This window comes from Phenylobacterium parvum (assembly GCF_003150835.1).
In the GTDB taxonomy this organism is placed as follows: domain Bacteria; phylum Pseudomonadota; class Alphaproteobacteria; order Caulobacterales; family Caulobacteraceae; genus Phenylobacterium; species Phenylobacterium parvum.
Genome location: NZ_CP029479.1, coordinates 1852426 through 1870145, shown reverse-complemented (window position 1 = coordinate 1870145; position 17720 = coordinate 1852426). Strand labels below are relative to the sequence as shown.

The window sequence follows — 17720 nt, the reverse complement described above, 5'->3', positions numbered from 1 at the left end:
TCAGGGCGCGACCGGCAGGGCGTTGAACTGGCGGAGGTTGTCCCGAAGGCTGGTCTGGCCGGTCCAGCCGCCCGTGTAGAGGACGTTGTCGATCTTCCAGCCGTTGTCGTTGACCAGCTTCACGTCGTCGGTCCACCGGGTCTTGTAGCCCTTGTTGGTGAAGGTCACGGCCACGGAGGCGCGGTCGCCGATCACCCGGGCCGGCCCCATGCGGTAGCTGGTGTAGCCCTCGTAGAGCCCGGCGAAGATCTCGCCTTCCAGGATGTTCGGCTTGTCCGTGGGGTTGGGCCCAGCCTTGGTCCGCGCGGCGGACTCGACCTCGTTGGCCCTGGCCCGCTCGACCTCCGCCGCCAGGCTCTTGCTGAGACGCGCCGTCTCGGCCTGGCGGAAATCGCCCTTGTAAGGGCCGTAGAAGCCGCGCACCGCCGCCTTCGGGGAGGTGAGGCCGTCCGGACCGGTCTGGCAGGCGGCGAGGGCGAGAAGGCTGACGGCCGAAAGGGCGACGGGGCCGGGGTTGCGGATCATGGTCGGGCTCCGGAAACTGAGGGTGTGAACCTACCAGCGCCGCGCCCCTCAGGGTAGGGGCGTTGATCCGCATCAAGGCGTCGTGTCCCGGGCCGCCGCCTCATGACGCCATGACCGACGCCCCGACTGACGCCCCGACTGACGCCCCGGCCGCCTCCGCCGCCCCTGTCGTCACGCCCTTCGAGTTGATGGGAGGCGAGGCGGGCGTCCGTCGTCTGGTCGACGCCTTCTACGACCTGATGGACTCCGACCCCGATGCGCAGGGCGTCCGCGGCCTGCACGGCGAGGACCTTTCCGTCTCTCGCGATCGCCTCGCCGACTGGCTCAGCGGATGGCTGGGAGGGCCCCAGGTCTTCCACGCCCGGCATCCCGGCCGCCCCTGCCTGATGTCGGCCCATCACGCCTTCGACATCGGCCCCCTGGAGACCCGCCAGTGGCTCTCCTGCATGCGCCGCGCCCTCAAGGACTCCGGGGCGCCCCACCCCCTGCAGGGGGCCATGCTCCTCGCCTTTGGGCGGATGTCGCAGGGAATGCGCCGCCGGTAGCCCGGCTGTGGACCCCGGCGCCCATACCGAGCCAATTGCTCCCCCAAGGGGGAGCTCCCGGCGAAGCCGGGTGAGGGGGTCAATCCCCGTCTCGGCAGACCCCCTCCGTCGCGCTTTCGCGCGCCACCTCCCCCTTGGGGGAGGAATGACAGCGCTCAATGGCTCCCTCGAGGAGGAGCTCCCGGCGAAGCCGCTTGAGGGGGTGTGGGATGTCTGAGAACGCCTTCTCCAACGCATCCCGCTGACAGGAGGCAGATGGGGGCGACAATCCCTACCCGCCGGCGCTAGGCCTCAGCCCACCGCCTCCAGCGGCGGAAGGCCAAGGGCCCGCCTGAAGGTCTGGTGGTAGTGGTGCAGGGGCGGCTCGTTGCGGCCGAACAGGACCGGGTCGATCCGGCCCGAGGCCAGGGCCCGCTGCATGCCGGCGGCGGCGGCCAGGTCCTCGTGCACCACCACATTGCCGAAGCCCTGCCGGAAGGACTCCATGTCCTCCGGCGCGCGGTGGGAGGCGTAGTAACTGATCTGGGCCGTGCATCGGCCGGGATCCGTGGGGTGGGGCAGGGACCGCACCACGGCGATCGCCCCCTCGCTGACGTTGATCACCACGTTGGGGAACAGGAAGTAGACCGGGAAGCCGCCCTCGGTGACCCGCCACTCAGCCCTCGGCCGAGCCGCCATCTCCCGGATGGCCTGCTTGCCCAGCACCATCCGGTGGTTCCGCCGCCAGGTCCGGTAGCTGAGGACGTCGCCCTCGAAGGTCTGGGCGAGGGTGTCCTTGTGCAGGCGCTTGAAGTGATAGGTCTCGCCGAAGGTGTCGGTGACCAGCTTCCAGTTCAGCTCCAGCTCCAGCCGGTCCTCCAGGGCGAAGCGGTGCTCGGCGAAGCCAAAGGCCGTGAAGTCGTCCTCCAGGCCCTCCAGCAGGGCCGGGGCGTCGATCACCCCGTCCGCCTGGGGGTGGACGAAGATCATCCCGCAGTGCTCCGCCGCCGGCAGGGGGACCAAGCCCAGCCGACCGGTCTCCAGCGGCCCGAACTGCTCGGCCATGGGTACGGCCCGAAGGGCGCCCCGGGCGTCGTAGGACCAGGCGTGGAAGGGGCAGGAGAACAGCGGCTTCGTTCCCCGCCGGGCGGCCTCGACGATCGCCCCCCGGTGCCGGCAGGCGTTGACGAAGGCCCGCACCCCGCCGTCGTCGCCGCGCACCACCAGGACGGGCGGGCCAAGGTCGTCGGTGGTCAGGAAGCTGCCGGGCGAGGGCAGGTCCCCCGACAGGCCCACCAGCTGGGGCTGGCCGTCGAACAGCTCCCGCCGCTCCAGGGCCAGCCGGTCCGGACAGGTCCAGGTGGAGGCCGGGCAGGCCCGCACCGCCCCGGCGTCGGCGTTCCGCCCCTCGCGAATCTGAGCGAGCAGTTCCTCCAGGACCTCGACTTGGACCTCATGGCGCATGGGGCGTGGCCTCGATTTGAGACGTGGGTATCCCCCATCCTCCGCCGGGGCGCGGGGTGGGTCAATGGATCGCTGAGGCGGGGAAACCCTGGTGGATGCGACAGGGATCGAACCTGTGACCCCCTCGGTGTGAACGAGGTGCTCTACCGCTGAGCTACGCATCCGCCGGAAGGGTTGCGGCTATAGCCTGCCCGCCTGCCGGCTGCAAGCGGGCCCCGGCCCCTCCGTCAGGGCTCGGGGCGGTAGGCGATCAGGGCGTTGCCGGGGGGCTGGCCGAAGGCGGCGTAGCCGGAGCCCACGAAGACCATGCCGCCGCCGGCGAAGAGGCCGCCGGAGTCCACCGAGCCGCCGCGGGCGGGAAGACCGTTCACGCTGTCCCGGGGCCCGGCCGTATCGAGGCTGGCCAGCACCTTGCCGGAGGTCGCCTCGAGCACCCAGAGGCGTCCGTCCAGGCCGGCGGCGATGACGGCGCCGTCCACCAACAGGGGCGGGGCGGAGATGCCGGCCCGCTCGCAGCCGGGGCCGCGGGCCTTGCGGGCCTCGCTGCAGTCCGGAAGGGCCCGCCAGGACCACAGGCGCTTGCCCGTCGCCGCGTCGAGGGCGTGGACCCCCGAGGCGCTGACCGGCTCGGGGACGCCGGGGTCTGCGATGGGGGCGAAGACCCGGGTCTCGTCGGCGGCGATGCCCCAGTGCACCCCGCCCAGGGGCGTGCCCGGGCCGAACTTGTCGCTCCAGACCTTGCGGCCGGTCTTCAGGTCCAGGGCCCAGACGTCGCCGGACTTCTGGCCCGCCAGGACCAGGGTCCTGCCGCCGGCCTGGAAGAGCACGGGGCCGCCGCCGAAGTCATGGTCGCGAAGGACGCTGTCGCCCTCGAAGAAGAAGCAGTTTGGGCCGGGCTTGCGCCGGCTTTCCCGGCCTGAGGGGCAGGACATGTTCCAGACGTCGTTGGCCAGGGCCTGAAAGACCCACTTCTGGCGTCCGGTGGCCAGGTCCAGGGCGATGATGGAGTCGGAGGTCCCGGTGGCGGGCGGCGAGGTGTTCTCGCCAGTCGAGGCCAGGACCAGGCCGCGCTTGAGGTCCACCGCCGGGGTGGACCAGACGGGCGCGCCGGAGGGGCCCTTCATCTCGACGCCAGCGCTGTTCTTCACGCCCAGGGGCTTGGCGTCCGGCGTCGCATGCCAGGTCCAGAGCACCTTGCCGTTCGTTACGTCCACGGCGCTGACCGCGCCATGGGTGGAGCAGCAGGCGAAGGTGGGCCGCATGGCCTGGGCCACGTCCAGGGCCGAGATCGGCACGATGAGCCTTTCGCCGGCGAAGACCGGGCCGCCGGTCAGCACGCCGCCCTTGTCGTGGCGGGGATCGGCCCGCCAGATCAGCTTGCCGGTCTCGGCTTCCCAGGCCTGCAGGTGGCCGCCCTCGTCACCGCCCACCACGGCCAGGGGGCCGGACTTGCCGAGGCGGCCCAGGGCCAGGCTGGTGCGGATGCCGGACGGCGTCCTGGCCGCCCACTTGATGCACCCCGTCCCGGCGTCGATGGCCAGGAGGGTCGAGGCCTGGCTGGCGGCGTAGAACAGGGTTGCGCCCAGCAGGACGGGCTGGGAGCGCATGGTCGTGGCGTTCGGGATGGCCAGGGTCCAGGCAGGCTTGAGCCGGGCTAGGGAGGCGGTGGTCAGGCCGGACTGGCCGGCGGTCAGGCGGCGGCGGTTGTCGGCGTTGACGCCGAAGCCGCCGGACGGGATGGGGGCGTTCACGTCCACCGTGCGGCGGTCAGCGGGGCAGCGCGCGCCGTCGATCCAGTCGTCGGAGACAGGCTTGGGCTTGGCGGCAAGGTAGTCGACCACGGCCCGCAGGTCGTCCGGCGCGAGGCTGTCGCCGATCCCCTTCATGACGCCGGTGGTCAGGGCGGTGCGCAGGGTGCGGGCGTCCATCTGCCTGAGGCTGGCCACCGGCGCTGCGCGGCCGCCGGGCTCGGGGGCGTTGTGGCAGGCGGCGCAGGCGCGGTCGTAGACGGCCTGTCCGGGGTGGACCTCTGCGGCCCGGGCCGGGCCTGTCGCCAAAACAAGGGCGATGAAGGCGAGCGCGCAGAGGCGCCCGATGATGGATCCCGGCATGGTCGTTCCCCCAGGGCCCCGTCCCGAACGCGGCGGGGCCTCGCGTGGCAGGATAGGCCGGGACTCACGCGGGCGCCAGAAGCTCCAGGCAGGCGGGCCCCAGCTCGTCGAAATGGTCGATCAGCCGGTCGGGGCGGAGCTCCCAGGCGGGTATCTCCGTGTAGCCGAAGCTGACCAGGACCAGGGGCGTCCCCGCCGCCCGCGCCGCGCCGGCGTCAGTGCCGGCGTCGCCCACCATGACCGCCCGGCGGAGGTCGCCTCCCGCCGCCTCCACCGCCAGCTGCAGGTGCCGGGGGTCCGGCTTGGGCGCCGGGGCGAGGTCGGCGCCGATCACGGCGTCGAAGTGGCGGGCCAGGTCCAGGGCCTCGAGGATGGGCGTGGACAGGCGGGTCAGCTTGTTGGTGCAGACGGCCAGCCGCGCGCCGGCCGCGCGCAGGGCCTCCAGGCTCTCCGGCACGCCTGGGAAGGGTCGGGTCAGGTCGGCGCTATGGAGGTTGTAGTGGGCGATGAAGCGCTCGAAGAGGGCTTCAAGGTCGGCGCCCTCGACAGCCAGGCCCTGCGCCTCGAAGCCGCGCTGGATCAGCCGCCGGGCGCCATGCCCGATCAGGCTGCGGCCCTGGTCGAAGGGCAGGGGGGCGATCCCCTCCTCGGCCAGGAGGTGGTTCAGGGTTCCGACCAGGTCCGGGGCCGAGTCCACCAGCGTCCCGTCGAGGTCGAAGGCGATGACGGCGCCGGCCAGGGGCTGGGCTGCGGGCGGCATGGACGCTCCTGGGAATGGGGGCTCGGGGGGCGGGGACTCCGCTGGCGGTTTCGGCTAAAGCCGCCATGATTGCAATCTCGCCTGCGATTCCGGGGTTTCCGCCATGACCGCCCGCGCCGCCGTCATCCTCGCCGCCGGGCAGGGGACCCGGATGAAGTCCCCCATCCCCAAGATGCTGCACAAGGTCGGCGGGCGCACCCTGCTGGACCGGGTGATCGACACCGTCCTGGAGACCGGCTGCGAGCGCGTGGTCGTGGTGGTCGGGACCCACAGCCCCGCCGTCCGCCAACTGGTCGAGGCCCGCCTCGGCCCCGGGGCGGCGGCGGTCCAGGACCCGCCCCTGGGCACCGGTCACGCCGTCCTTGCCGCTGGATCGGCCCTGGCGGATTTCGATGGCGACGTGATGGTGGTCAATGGCGACTGCCCCCTGCTGGCGCCGGAGGACCTGGACCCCCTGTTCAGCCTGAGGGCGGAGGGGACGGACCTGGCCCTGCTGGGCTTCGAGCCGGCCGACCCCCTGCTGTACGGACGCATTCTGTCCAGCGCCGAGGGCGAGGTCCGGCGCATCGTGGAGGCCCGCGACGCCTCGCCGGCGGAGCTGATGGTGCGGACCTGTTACGCGGGCATGCTCTGCGCCGACCGGGCCCGCCTGTTCGACTGGCTCTCGCGGCTGACCAACGCCAACGCCAAGGGCGAGTACTACCTGACCGATGTGGTCTCCATCGCCGCGGCGGAAGGGCGGAAGGCCCGGGCTCATTACGCCCCCGAGACCGCCGTCATGGGCGCCGACACCCCCGCCCAGCTGGCCCAGGCAGAGGCGGTCTTCCAGCAGCGTCGCCGGACCCACTTCCTGTCGGAGGGCGTGGTCATGCCGGCGCCCGACACCGTGCACTTCTCCTGGGACACGCGGATCGAGCCCGGCGTGCAGGTGGAGCCCTACGTGGTCTTCGCACCGGGCGTGACTATCGAGACCGGCGCGGTGATCCGGGCCTTCAGCCACCTGGAGGGCGCCCGGGTTGGTCCCGGCGCCCTGATCGGCCCCTACGCCCGCCTCCGCCCGGGCGCGGACATCGGCGAGGAGGTCCACATCGGCAACTTCGTCGAGGTCAAGAAGGTCCGCCTGGACAAGGGCGCAAAGGCCAATCACCTGTCCTACCTGGGCGACGGCACCGTGGGGGCGGGGGCCAACATCGGCGCCGGCACGATCTTCTGCAACTACGACGGCTTCGACAAGTACGAGACCCATGTGGGCCCGGGCGCCTTCATCGGCTCGAACACCGCCATTGTCGCGCCGCGGTCCATTGGCGCAGGCGCCATGACGGGGTCGGGCTCGGTCATCGTCCGCGACGTGCCCGACGACGCCCTGGCCGTGGCGCGGGGCGAGCAGAGCAACAAGGCCGGCTGGGCTGCCGCCTTCCGCGCCCGCAAGACCGCCGAGAAGGCGGCGAGGAAGGAAAAGGGCGGCTCATGAGCGCCGAAGACCAGAAACGCGCCGCGGGCGAGGCCGCCGCCGCCCTTGTCCAACCCGGCATGGTCGTGGGCCTGGGTACCGGCTCCACCGCCGCCTGGTTCGTGCGCGCCCTGGGCGCCCGGAAGCTGGACATCGTGGGCGTGGCGACCTCCCGGTCCACCGCGACCCTGGCCCAGGAGCTGGGCATCCGGGTGGCGGAGCTGGGCGAGACCGGCCCCATCGACCTGACCGTGGACGGCGCCGACGAGATCGGCCCGGCCCTCTCGCTGATCAAGGGCGGAGGCGCGGCCCTGCTGCGCGAGAAGCTGGTCTGGGAGGCGTCGCGCCGCTGCGTCGTCATCGCTGACGCCGGCAAGCGGGTTCCCCGCCTGGGCGCCTTTCCCCTGCCGGTGGAGGTGGTGGCCTTCGGGCACCGGACCACCCTGGACCGGATCTGCGACGCCCTGTCCGAGTGCGACATCGGCGCGGCCCCCCGCCAGAGGTTGAAGGACGGATCGCCGGTCCTGACCGACGGCGGCAACGTCATCTACGACATCGCCTGTGGCCGCATCGACGCCCCGGCGGCCCTGGCGGCGGCGCTCAAGTCGGTGACCGGCGTGGTGGACCACGGCCTCTTCCTGGACCTCGCCGACCTCGCCCTCGTGGCGACGGACGCCGGCGTCGTGGAGATTGAGCCCTAGGTCTGGCCTGCCCGCGCCCTCATCGAGGCGTCGTAGACCCGGTTCATCCAGCCGCCGAGCACCGCCAGCCAGATCAGGCCCGCGCCGGCCATGGCGGCGTGCAGTCCCCAGAAGGCGGAGGGCGCCATGTGCTCGTAGGCCTGGCCCAGCCGGCCCACCAGCAGGTTCCCGCCGGTGAAGGAAAGGTAGTAGACGCCCAGAAGGCTGGTCGCCAGGCCGGCCGGCCCGACCCGGGTGAAGAGGGCCATGATCACAGTATCCACCCAGGGCAGGGCGGCGTCGGCCAGCATGAAGAACAGGATCGGGAGGAGGATGTGGACCTTGGCGTCGCCAAAAGCTGCGGCCGACAGGGCCAGGACCATGAAGGCGCATGCGGTCAGGGCGCATCCGACCATCAGGCGGGAGGTCTCGCGCGGCTCGCGCCCGCCTCGGGCCTGCCAGGCCCAGATCTTCACCGCCAGGGCTGTGGCCACGATGGTCAGGATGCCGTCGAGGGTGGAGAACCAGGTGACCGGCACCTCGAAGCCGCCGATCTGTCGGTCGACATGCTCGCGGGCCCAGACCGGGAAGATGTTGAAGGCCTGGTTGTAGGCGCCGATGTTGAGCATGGAGCCCACCAGCACCAGGAGGAGGGCTGCGACGACCCATCCCTGGGCCGGACCGGGGGCCGCCGACGCCTTTGTTGCGGCCGCAGCCGGCTGGACGCTGCGGCGGGCGGGGAAGTGCCTGGCGCCGGACAGGTAGGCCAGCATGGACAGGGCCATGCCCACGGCGGCGGCTGCCAGGCCTGAGGACCAGCTCACCTTCTCGCCCAGGGTTCCCACCACCAGGGGGGTGATGAATCCGCCGATGTTCACGGCGATCAGGAAGAGGCCGAAGGCGCGGGTCCGGCGCGGATCCTCCGGGCCGTAAAGGGCGCCGACCTGGCCGAGCAGATTCGACTTCACGAGGCCCCCGCCCACCACCATCAGGGCCATGCCGATCAGGAAGGTCGGCTCGAAGACCAGGAGGGCGTAGCCCAAGGTCTGGATCGGCAGCCCCGCGACGATACAGGTCCGCGTCCCCAGCCAGCGATCGCCGATCAGGCCGCCGATGAGCGGCGTGGCGTAGAAGATCCCGGTGACCAGGCCGAAGGTGGCCGAGGCCAGCTCCAGGGGACTGGTCGCGCCGAACACCGTCTCCATCATCCGGCTGAAGGGACCGAACCCGATCACCCCCTCAGCTGTGCCTGGCAGGAAGAGGTGGGTCGACATGTAGAGGGTCAGGATCGAAATGAGGCCGTAGTAGGCGAAGGCGAGCCCGACCTCGGTGGCGAAGATGTGCCCGAAGGCCAGCGGGTGACCGAAGAAAGCCCTGTCCGACGGGTCCTGCGGGGGCGGTGACGCGGCGGCGGGCGGGACTGGTTCAGCGAGTTCCATGGACAGGGCTTGCGCCTCACCTTCCCAGGGGTCAAGGCCCGGCGCCGCCGGCATTCAACAGCGACCCGATTTGCTCTAGGGTCGCGCCGCCGCCGCAGGGGGAGCCCGATCATGAGCCAGTTCGACTACGATCTCTTTGTCATCGGGGCGGGGTCCGGCGGGGTCCGGGCCGGGCGGCTGGCCGCCGCCTCGGGCGCCAGGGTGGCGGTGGCCGAGGAGTACAGGGTCGGCGGCACCTGCGTGATCCGCGGCTGCGTGCCCAAGAAGTTCATGGTCTACGCCTCGGAGTTTCCGCACTACGCCCACATCGCCGAGGGCTACGGTTGGTCCGCCTCGGAGGCGACCTTCGAGTGGTCCCGCTTCCGGGAGGCCAAGGACCGCGAGATCGCCCGGCTGTCCGGGCTCTACGTGGCGAACCTGACCCGGTCGGGCGCCGAGATCCTTGAGGGCAGGGCGATCCTGACCGGCGCCAACAGCCTTGAGGTCGAGGGGCGTGGGGCGGTGACCGCCCAACGCATCCTCGTGGCCACGGGCGGCCGGCCTTGGAGGCCCGAGGACCTGCCGGGAGCAGACCTGGCCATCACTTCCGAGGAGGCCTTCGATCTTCCCGCCCTGCCGGAGCGCATGGTCATCGTCGGCGGGGGCTTCATCGCCGTGGAATTCGCCGGCATCTTCAACGGGCTCGGCGTCGACGTGACCCTGGTCTATCGCGGCGACCAGGTGCTGCGCGGCTTCGACGAGGACATCCGTTCCCACGTGGCCGCCGAGATCCAGAGGCGGGGGGTGAAGCTCATCCTCGGGGCGCATCCAACGGAGATCGCCGGTCGTCCGGGAGACCTGCAGTGCCGCCTCTCCGACGGCCAGGTCCTGCCGGCCGGGCAGGTCATGCTGGCGACAGGCCGCAAGCCCCACACGCGCGGGCTCGGCCTGGAAGCTGCGGGCGTGGAGACTGGCCCGAACGGCGAGATCCGGGTCGACGCCTGGTCGAAGACCTCGGTCCCCAGCATCTGGGCCGTCGGCGACGTCACGGACCGGATCAACCTGACCCCGGTGGCCATCCGCGAGGGCGCCGCCTTCGCCCGGACGGAGTTCTATGGCCAGCCGACCCGCTTCGACCATGAAGCGGTGGCCTCGGCCGTATTCAGCCAGCCGCCAGTCGGCACGGTGGGCCTGACGGAGGCCGAGGCCCGCGCCGCCTATGCCAACATCGACATCTACCGGTCCCGGTTCCGGCCCATGAAGGAGACCTTCTACGGCGGCCAGGAGCAGGCCCTGGTCAAGCTGGTGGTGGACGCCGATACCCAGCGGATGCTGGGCTGCCATGTGGTGGGCCCGGACGCCCCGGAGATCATCCAGATGGCCGCCGTGCCGCTCAAGCTGGGCGTGACCAAGGCCCAGTGGGACTCCGCCTGCGCCGTCCATCCCACCCTGGCCGAGGAACTCGTCACCCTGAGCGAGCCCGTCGCCCGGTCCCCGGCCTGAACTTGCCCGTTTCGGCGACATCGCCTGGCCGCTGGACGGCCGGGGTGATTGCAGGGCTTCTTGTCCTGACGCCCCTGCTGGGCTGGGTCGGCGCCCTGGGCTTTGCGCCCGCCGTCGCGCTGGCCGGCCTGCTGACACTTCCCTCCGTCCGCGTCCGGAGCGAGGACCGGGCCCTGCTGCTGGCCCTGTTCACCGCCCTGGTCTGGGCCTGCGCCTCCATCTTCTGGAGCCCCTGGCGGGCGGCGGACCTCGAGGGACAGACCGGGCTGAAGCTGGTCTTCATGCTGGCCCTCTACGGCAGCGCCGTCAGCGCCGCCCGGGCGGTCCCGGAGGTGCGCCTGCCCGGGCTCGTGAAGCTCCTGGCGGGGATGACCGCCCTGCTGGCCGTCCTCCTCCTGGCTGAGGCGGCCACGGGGGCGGCCGCCTACAAGGTGCTTCTGACAACTCTCGGCGAAACCGTGCGTCCGGACTTCGCCATCAAGAACGTGGCCCAGGGCCTGTACGTCCTGACCCTCCTGGCGCCGCCGGCCCTGGCGGCGGTGTCTGGCCGTGTGCGGTGGGGACTGGCCCTTCTCCTGGGGGTGGGGATTGTCGTCCCCGCACTGGCCTTCGGCTACGACGCCCCCTTCCTGGCCCTGGCCTGCGCCGTCCTGGCGGCAGGGATGGTGCTGGCCTTCCCGGTCCGGGCGCCCCGGATCCTCGCCGGCCTGGGCGCCGCCGCCTTCCTTCTTGCCCCTGCGATCGCCAAGGGCGCCTTCATCCTGGGGCTCGATGCCCGCCTGGCCCCCTATCTCTCCGAATCCTGGCTCCAGCGCCTGGGCTATTGGCGCAAGGCCGTGGACTGGATCCTGGCCCGCCCCCTGCCAGGGTGGGGGCTGGACGCCAGCCGCGCCTTCGGGCCCGGGATCCAGCTCCATCCCCACGACGCGGCGCTGCAGGTCTGGATGGAGCTGGGGCTGATCGGCGCCGTGGCCGCCGCCATCGTCTGGGCGTCGATCTTCTCGGGCCTGTCGCGGCCGCGCCGGACACCCGCCGCCGCCGCCGCCACTGCGACGGCGGCGGCCTACCTGGCCTTCGGGGCGGTCAGCTTTGGCGTCTGGCAGGAGTGGTGGCTGGCCCTCGGGTCCCTGTCCGCCCTGGCCTGCATCCTGGTCCTGCGCGCCCGGCCTATCGACGTTTGACGCCGTTCCGGCTAGAACGCCGCGCCCGCAGATGCGGGCGTGGAGTTGAAAGATGAGCCCTTCCTGGAGCCCTTCCACCTGGCGGTCACTTCCCGGCAAACACATGCCGGAGGACTATCCTGACGCCCAGTCCCTGGCCTCGGTCGAGCAGACCCTGCGCGGCATGCCGCCCCTGGTGTTCGCCGGAGAGGCCCGCCGGCTGAAATCCCTGCTGGCGGACGTCGAGGCCGGCCGCGCCTTCCTTCTGCAGGGCGGTGACTGCGCCGAGAGCTTCAAGGAGTTCCATGCGGACAACATCCGCGACACCTTCCGCCTGATCCTGCAGATGGCGGTGGTCCTGACCTTCGCCGGCGGCAAGCCCGTGGTGAAGGTCGGCCGGATGGCCGGCCAGTTCGCCAAGCCACGCTCCTCCGCCACCGAGACCGTTGGAGACGTAACCCTGCCGTCCTACCGGGGTGACATCATCAACGGCATGGACTTCGACGCCGCGTCGCGGACCCCGGACCCCCAGCGCCTGCTCCAGGCCTATGGCCAGTCGGCCTCGACCCTGAACCTGCTGCGCGCCTTCGCCGGCGGCGGCTACGCCGACCTGCACAACATCCATCGCTGGACGCTGGGTTTTGTCGACGACAGTCCGCAGGGCGCCCGCTACCGCGCCCTGTCCGAGAAGATTTCCGAGGCCCTGGCCTTCATGGCCGCCATCGGCGTGACGCCGGAGTCGCACCCCGACCTGCACAGGGTGGAGTTCTTCACTTCCCACGAGGCCCTCCTGCTGGGCTTCGAGGAGGCCATGACCCGCGTCGATTCCACCTCCGGCGACTGGTACGACACCTCGGCGCACCTGCTCTGGATCGGCGAGCGTACCCGCCAGCCCGACGGCGCCCACGTGGAGTTCTTCCGCGGCATCCGCAACCCGATCGGCATGAAGGTCGGCCCGACCCTCGAGGCGGACGAGCTCCTGCGCCTGATCGAGATCCTGAACCCGGACAACGAGCCGGGCCGCCTGACCCTGTATGGCCGTTTTGGCCACGACAAGATCGCCGGCCGCCTGCCGGGCCTCCTGAAGGCGACCCGCGCCGCGGGCGCCCGGGTCGTCTGGGCGATCGATCCCATGCACGGCAACACCCTGACGGCGGCCACCGGCTACAAGACCCGGCCCTTTGACCGGATCCTCTCGGAGGTGAAGAGCTTCGTGGAGATCTGCCGGGCCGAAGGCGTGCATCCCGGCGGCGTCCACCTGGAGATGACCGGGCAGAATGTCACCGAGTGCCTCGGCGGCGCCCGCGCCCTCTCCGAGGGCGATCTGGCGGATCGCTACCACACCCACTGCGACCCGCGGCTCAACGGCGAGCAGGCCCTTGAATTGGCCTTCCTCGTGGCTGAAAAGCTCAAGGAAGAGCGGCTGGCGGAAGTCCTGAAGCGGGCGGTCTGACCGTCTGGCTTCAGAGCAGGTGCTCGATCGGCGCCAGGGACAGCATCTTCAGCCAGGCGCGGTGAAGGAAGTTGAGGCCGGGCTCACGCTTGAGGGCGACTTCAGCGCCCTCGCTGCGGTCAACCCAGACCAGACCCTTGTCCGCGGCCCGGACCTCGTAGGCCGTTGACGACAGTCCGGTCTCGAAGAAGGTCTTGATGGCTCCGGCCGCCTGCGGGTTTCGCAGGATCAGGCCCATCTCCGTGTTCAGTTCCACGGAACGGGGATCGAAGTTGAACGATCCCACGAAGATCCTTTCGTCATCGACCGAGAAGGTCTTGGCATGGAGGGTCGAGCGCGACCGGACCGCGCCGAACTCCAGGTCAGGTTCCTCCACGGGCAGGGCGGTCGGCTTGAACTCGAAGAGCCGGACGCCGCCCTGGGTCAGTTCCCGTCGGTACTTGGAATAAGCGGCGTGCACCGGTGTTGAATTGGTCGCCCTGGCGGAATTGGTCAGGATCCGGACATCCACGCCGCGGGCCTGGAGGGCGACCAGTTCCGCAACCCATCCATCGCTCGGAATGAAGTAGGGCGAGATGATGTAGAGCGCGTGGCCCGGCGTGCTGATCTCCCGCCGGATCTGTTCCCGGATGGGATCGAGGGCGGGCGCGTCCTGTCTGTCGCCGCCGATCTTTGAGGGCGGGTCGGAGAGCACCGTCGCCGCAGTTGGCTGCAGGGCGGCGGCCGGCGACTCCGACACGGCGGGGCAGGCCGGCGCCCGCTCGGGGAAGGGGTCGCGGGCCGTTCGCGGGTTCCTGGCCAGGGGGGCCACCTCGTCCAGCGGCAGGGCCACGGTCGAGTTCCAGTAGGCGTCGAAGACCTTGCGGAGATCCGCCAGGGCGGCGCCCTCAACCACAACGTCGAGGTCAGCAAAGGCGAAGGCGCCTGTCCGGAAATAGACATCGCCGATGTTCCGGCCGCCGACGATCGCCGTCTGGTCGTCGACGATGAAGGACTTGTTGTGCATCCGCCGGTTCAGGCGGCGGAAATCGACAAGGTAGTCGATCCGTCGGCCGAGCCCCTGGCGCCGGGAGGCGTTCACATAGCGGATCTCGACCCCCGGCATGCGCCGGAGGGCGTCGAGCCGGCCCTTGGCCTCGTGCGAGCCGTAGTCGTCCAGGAGAAGCCGGATCGCCACGCCCCGGCCCGCGGCGGCCTCGAGTTCGCGCACCAGACCCGAGCCCGTGATGTCGGGGGTCAGGATGTAGGTCTGGATATCGACCCGTGAGCGCGCCGAGCGGATCAGGCCAATCCGGTTGCAATAGGCCTCTTCATTGGAGGAGAGGGCGACAAAGGCGGAATCCGCCGCGGGAGACGGGGCTTCGGCCCGGACGGCGCTGGCGCCCAGCAGAAGCCCGAGCGCCAGGCCGACGCCCAGCCCGCCCATCCCCCCGGGTCTGAACCTCCCTGAAATCACCTTCCGCTCCCTGCGGTGGAATCCGGCGTTGAGCCTAGCAGGAAGTCCCGGGCTTCTGCATCCCCGGGGCCCGTGCGGCCTTGACCTGTTCCTCAGGTCCCGGCTGATGGCGGAATGCTGAGTGTCATCACAAGCGCCGGAGAGGCGAGCGGCGAGCTTGCAGGGCTCCTCTCCGACCTGGTCCCCGCCGCCATCACCGGTCTGGTCCGCGACGTCCTCGTCCTGGAGCCCGCTGAGGAGGACCGGGACCTGTTCGCCCTCTGCGAGGCGGCGGGCGCGCGCCGGATCCTGGGCGGCCTGGGGGTGGCTGTGCAGGAAGCGCGGAGCGACCTGATCCTCCTGGCGACTCCCCGCCTGCGCCTTGACGCCTTCGGCCTCGACCGCCTGGGCCGGGAACTCGCCGCCAGCGAGGGCCTGCACCGGGGACTCGCCCTCACCGCGCCGGCGCCCCCCGGCCTTGGGTTTCTTTCGCCGCCGCTTGGGCTGGTGACCTCCCGGTCGCGCCTTGCGGCTGTCCCGGCCGGGGTCAGCCCCCAGGCGGCGCTCTCGCAGGCGTCCAGGGGCGCGGCACGGCTGCGCGTCGCCGGCTGACCTCAGGGCCGCGCCGGACGGTTCAGCCGCTCGGCAAACAGCTTCAGGTCCGACCAGGCCATGGCCTTTGCGGTCGGCTGCCGCATGAGGAAGGCGGGATGGAAGGTCGGCAGGGCCGGCAGCTCAAGGTCGCCTTCCGCTGTCCGCCACTCGAACCAGCGGCCGTGCAGCTTGTTGATGCCCTCGGCCTGGTCCAGGAGGCAGCGGGTGGCCGGTGCGCCGACCAGAAGCAGCATCCGCGGCCGCACCAGCCGGATGGCCTGCTCGACAAAGGGACGACAGACGACCTGTTCCTCGGGGGAGGGGGTCCGGTTCCCGGGCGGCCGCCAGAAGACAGTGTTGGTGATGAAGGCCCGGTCCGCGAGGCCGATGGACTCCAGCATCCTGTCCAGCATCTTGCCGGCCTTGCCCACGAAGGGCCGCCCCAGCCGGTCTTCCTCGGCGCCCGGGGCCTCTCCGACCACCACCACAGGGGCGTCCGCCGGTCCGCGGGAGAAGACGGAACGGCTCGCTGCGCCTTCGAAGCGGATTGGGCAGCCCTCGAAGGCCTCGATGGCGGCGGCCAGGGCCTCCAGGTCCTGGCAGGCCGCCGCAGCTTCCCGCGCGGCTTCCAGGGCCAGGGGGCGGGGGGCCGCCGGGGCCGCAGTACGCAGGGGCGTCGCCGGAGCGGGGCGGGGGGCGGCGAGGGGTTTCTGGCCCTCGGCGATTCGATCCGTCGGTATTTCCAGCAAGGCGGCGTCGACGCCGGTCTCGGCCCAGAAGGCGAGCAGGCTTTCGGCGACGGCGGGGCCTGACAGGCGGCTCATCTGCGGTGGATTCCCCGGGCTGGCGGTGGGACCGGCGGCATTCGCCCTTGACCCACCTTGCGTAAGCTATTGATAAGGCCACAAGGGAACAAGGCCGGGCGCGGGGCGACCGGCGCACCGGAGCTTGCAAAATGAGCGAGACCCTCGAACGCGAGGCTATGGAATACGACGTGGTCATCGTCGGCGCCGGCCCGTCCGGCCTGGCGGCGGCGATCCGCCTCAAGCAGATGGCCGAGGCGGCGGGGGCCGAGATTTCCGTCGCGGTCCTCGAGAAGGGCTCCGAGGTCGGCGCCCACATCCTCTCCGGGGCGGTCATCGACCCCAGCGGCATTGCCGAGCTCCTGCCCAACTGGAAGGAACTGGGGGTTCCCCTCGAGACGGCGGTGACCAAGGACAAGTTCCTGATGCTGGGTCCGGCCGGTGAGCTGGACGTCAGCTGGGCGCCCTTCCCGAAGTGGATGCTGAACCACGGCAACTACATCGCCAGCCTGGGCAATGTGTGCCGCTGGCTCGCCCAGTACGCCGAGGGCCTTGGGGTGGAGATCTATCCCGGCATGGCGGCCTCCGAGCTCGTCTTCAACGCGGACGGTTCGGTCAAGGGCGTGGTCGCCGGTGTCTTCGGCATTGGCAAGGATGGCCAGCCCGGCCCCGACTACCAGCCGGGTATCGAGCTGCACGCCAAGTACACCCTGATCGGCGAGGGCGTCCGGGGCTCCCTGGCCAAGCAGCTGCAGGCGCGCTTCGACCTGAACAAGGGACGCGAGCCCCAGAAGTACGGCATCGGCATCAAGGAGCTCTGGAAGGTTCCGGACGCGGCCTTCCAGCCCGGCCTGACCCAGCACACCTTTGGCTGGCCCCTGGACAACAAGACGGGCGGCGGCTCGTTCATGTACCACTTTGGGGACAACTACGTGGCCATCGGCTTCGTGGTGCACCTGAACTACAAGAACCCCTACCTTTCGCCCTTTGACGAGTTCCAGAGGTTCAAGACCCACCCGGCGATCCGTCAGTACCTCGAGGGGGGCGAACGGGTCGCCTATGGCGCCCGGGCGATCACCGAAGGCGGGGAGCAGTCCCTGCCGCAGCTCTACTTCCCGGGCGGGGCCCTGCTGGGCTGCTCGGCGGGCATGGTCAACGTTCCGCGGATCAAGGGCTCCCACAACGCGGTCAAGAGCGGCGTCCTGGCCGCCGAGGCGGCCTTCGGCGCGATCCAGGCTGGTCGCGGCGGTGACGAACTGGTGGAGTACGAGACCGCCTACAAGGCCTCGTCCATCGCCAAGGAACTGCACGCGGTCCGCAACTTCAAGCCGCTTTGGTCGAAGTTCGGGACCCTTCCCGGCCTGCTCCTGGGCGGGGTGGACGCCACCCTGGCCCACCTGCTTGGGGGCTTCTCCTTCTTCGGGACCCTCAAGCACGGCAAGTCCGACGCCGAGTCCACGGGACTGGCCAAGGATTACCAGCCGATCGCCTATCCCAAGCCCGACGGCGTCGTGAGCTTTGACAAGCTGTCGTCAGTCTTCCTGGCCTCGACCAATCATGACGAGGCTCAGCCGGCGCACCTGAAGCTGACCGACGCCTCCACGCCCATCAGCGTCAACCTGCCGAAGTACGCCGAGCCGGCCCAGCGCTACTGCCCGGCGGGGGTTTACGAGGTCCTGACGGAGGACGATGGGTCGAACCCGCGGTTCCAGATCAACTTCCAGAACTGCGTCCACTGCAAGACCTGCGACATCAAGGATCCCTCCCAGAACATCACCTGGACGACGCCCCAGGGCGGCGACGGGCCCAACTACCCGAACATGTAGGCGGGCTTGCCGGG

General features: G+C 70.8%; 15 protein-coding genes and 1 tRNA gene. 8 read left to right on the top strand and 8 right to left on the bottom strand.

The window, feature by feature from the left end; genetic code table 11:
• Positions 1-525 (bottom strand): hypothetical protein, encoded by a 525-nt coding sequence (locus tag HYN04_RS08930; RefSeq protein ID WP_110450444.1) that lies wholly within the window; start codon positions 523-525, stop codon positions 1-3.
• Between the two features lie 110 nt (positions 526-635).
• Here HYN04_RS08930 and HYN04_RS08925 point away from each other — a divergent pair, with 110 nt between their 5' ends.
• Positions 636-1070, top strand: a complete 435-nt coding sequence (locus tag HYN04_RS08925) for a group II truncated hemoglobin (RefSeq protein WP_110450443.1) — start codon at positions 636-638, stop codon at positions 1068-1070.
• A gap of 291 nt (positions 1071-1361) precedes the next feature.
• On the opposite strand, the gene HYN04_RS08920 is transcribed toward HYN04_RS08925, so the two are convergent.
• From HYN04_RS08920 to gph, 4 genes are all read right to left on the bottom strand, one after another.
• Entirely contained in the window at positions 1362-2513 is a 1152-nt protein-coding gene (locus tag HYN04_RS08920; protein ID WP_110450442.1) for an aromatic ring-hydroxylating oxygenase subunit alpha, read from the bottom strand.
• An 89-nt stretch (positions 2514-2602) separates the two neighbouring features.
• Positions 2603-2677: transfer RNA gene (locus HYN04_RS08915), tRNA-Val, on the bottom strand.
• Between the two features lie 63 nt (positions 2678-2740).
• Positions 2741-4624, bottom strand: coding sequence for an outer membrane protein assembly factor BamB family protein (locus HYN04_RS08910; RefSeq protein WP_110450441.1), 1884 nt, complete (start codon positions 4622-4624; stop codon positions 2741-2743).
• 64 nt (positions 4625-4688) lie between these two features.
• Entirely contained in the window at positions 4689-5384 is a 696-nt protein-coding gene (gene gph, locus HYN04_RS08905) for a phosphoglycolate phosphatase (protein WP_110450440.1), read from the bottom strand.
• Positions 5385-5487: 103 nt separating this feature from the next.
• On the opposite strand from gph, the gene glmU reads away from it, so the two are divergent.
• Both glmU and rpiA read left to right on the top strand, forming a co-directional pair.
• Positions 5488-6855: a bifunctional UDP-N-acetylglucosamine diphosphorylase/glucosamine-1-phosphate N-acetyltransferase GlmU gene (gene glmU, locus HYN04_RS08900; RefSeq protein WP_110450439.1), complete on the top strand. Its 1368-nt coding sequence runs from the start codon at positions 5488-5490 to the stop codon at positions 6853-6855.
• Positions 6852-7535: a ribose-5-phosphate isomerase RpiA gene (rpiA, locus tag HYN04_RS08895; protein WP_110450438.1), complete on the top strand. Its 684-nt coding sequence runs from the start codon at positions 6852-6854 to the stop codon at positions 7533-7535. The genes glmU and rpiA overlap by 4 nt, the downstream gene beginning before the upstream one ends.
• On the opposite strand, the gene HYN04_RS08890 is transcribed toward rpiA, so the two are convergent.
• Complete coding sequence (locus HYN04_RS08890; RefSeq protein WP_162599609.1) at positions 7532-8953, bottom strand: peptide MFS transporter; 1422 nt, start codon at positions 8951-8953, stop codon at positions 7532-7534. The two genes, rpiA and HYN04_RS08890, sit on opposite strands and share 4 nt — an antisense overlap.
• Positions 8954-9064: 111 nt before the next feature.
• Here HYN04_RS08890 and gor point away from each other — a divergent pair, with 111 nt between their 5' ends.
• From gor to HYN04_RS08875, 3 genes are read left to right on the top strand one after another with little or no spacing between them, the layout of a single operon-like run.
• On the top strand, positions 9065-10435 hold the full coding sequence (gor, locus tag HYN04_RS08885; protein ID WP_110450436.1) for a glutathione-disulfide reductase: 1371 nt from the start codon (positions 9065-9067) through the stop codon (positions 10433-10435).
• 44 nt (positions 10436-10479) lie between these two features.
• The gene (locus tag HYN04_RS08880; RefSeq protein ID WP_110450435.1) at positions 10480-11616 is read left to right on the top strand and encodes an O-antigen ligase family protein; all 1137 of its coding nucleotides are present in this window, start codon (positions 10480-10482) and stop codon (positions 11614-11616) included.
• Positions 11617-11668: 52 nt separating this feature from the next.
• Positions 11669-13048 carry a class II 3-deoxy-7-phosphoheptulonate synthase gene (locus HYN04_RS08875; RefSeq protein ID WP_110450434.1) on the top strand — a complete coding sequence of 460 codons (1380 nt, stop codon included), beginning with the start codon at positions 11669-11671 and terminating at the stop codon, positions 13046-13048.
• A 10-nt stretch (positions 13049-13058) separates the two neighbouring features.
• Here the strand turns inward: HYN04_RS08875 and HYN04_RS08870 are convergent, their stop codons facing one another.
• Positions 13059-14474 carry a phospholipase D-like domain-containing protein gene (locus HYN04_RS08870; protein ID WP_110450433.1) on the bottom strand — a complete coding sequence of 472 codons (1416 nt, stop codon included), beginning with the start codon at positions 14472-14474 and terminating at the stop codon, positions 13059-13061.
• Positions 14475-14618: 144 nt separating this feature from the next.
• On the opposite strand from HYN04_RS08870, the gene HYN04_RS08865 reads away from it, so the two are divergent.
• Positions 14619-15095, top strand: coding sequence for a hypothetical protein (locus HYN04_RS08865; protein WP_110450432.1), 477 nt, complete (start codon positions 14619-14621; stop codon positions 15093-15095).
• A 2-nt stretch (positions 15096-15097) separates the two neighbouring features.
• On the opposite strand, the gene HYN04_RS08860 is transcribed toward HYN04_RS08865, so the two are convergent.
• On the bottom strand, positions 15098-15901 hold the full coding sequence (locus HYN04_RS08860) for a uracil-DNA glycosylase (protein WP_110450431.1): 804 nt from the start codon (positions 15899-15901) through the stop codon (positions 15098-15100).
• Positions 15902-16032: 131 nt separating this feature from the next.
• Between HYN04_RS08860 and HYN04_RS08855 the strand changes: the two genes are divergently transcribed.
• On the top strand, positions 16033-17706 hold the full coding sequence (locus tag HYN04_RS08855; protein WP_110450430.1) for an electron transfer flavoprotein-ubiquinone oxidoreductase: 1674 nt from the start codon (positions 16033-16035) through the stop codon (positions 17704-17706).
• Positions 17707-17720 lie beyond the last annotated feature (14 nt).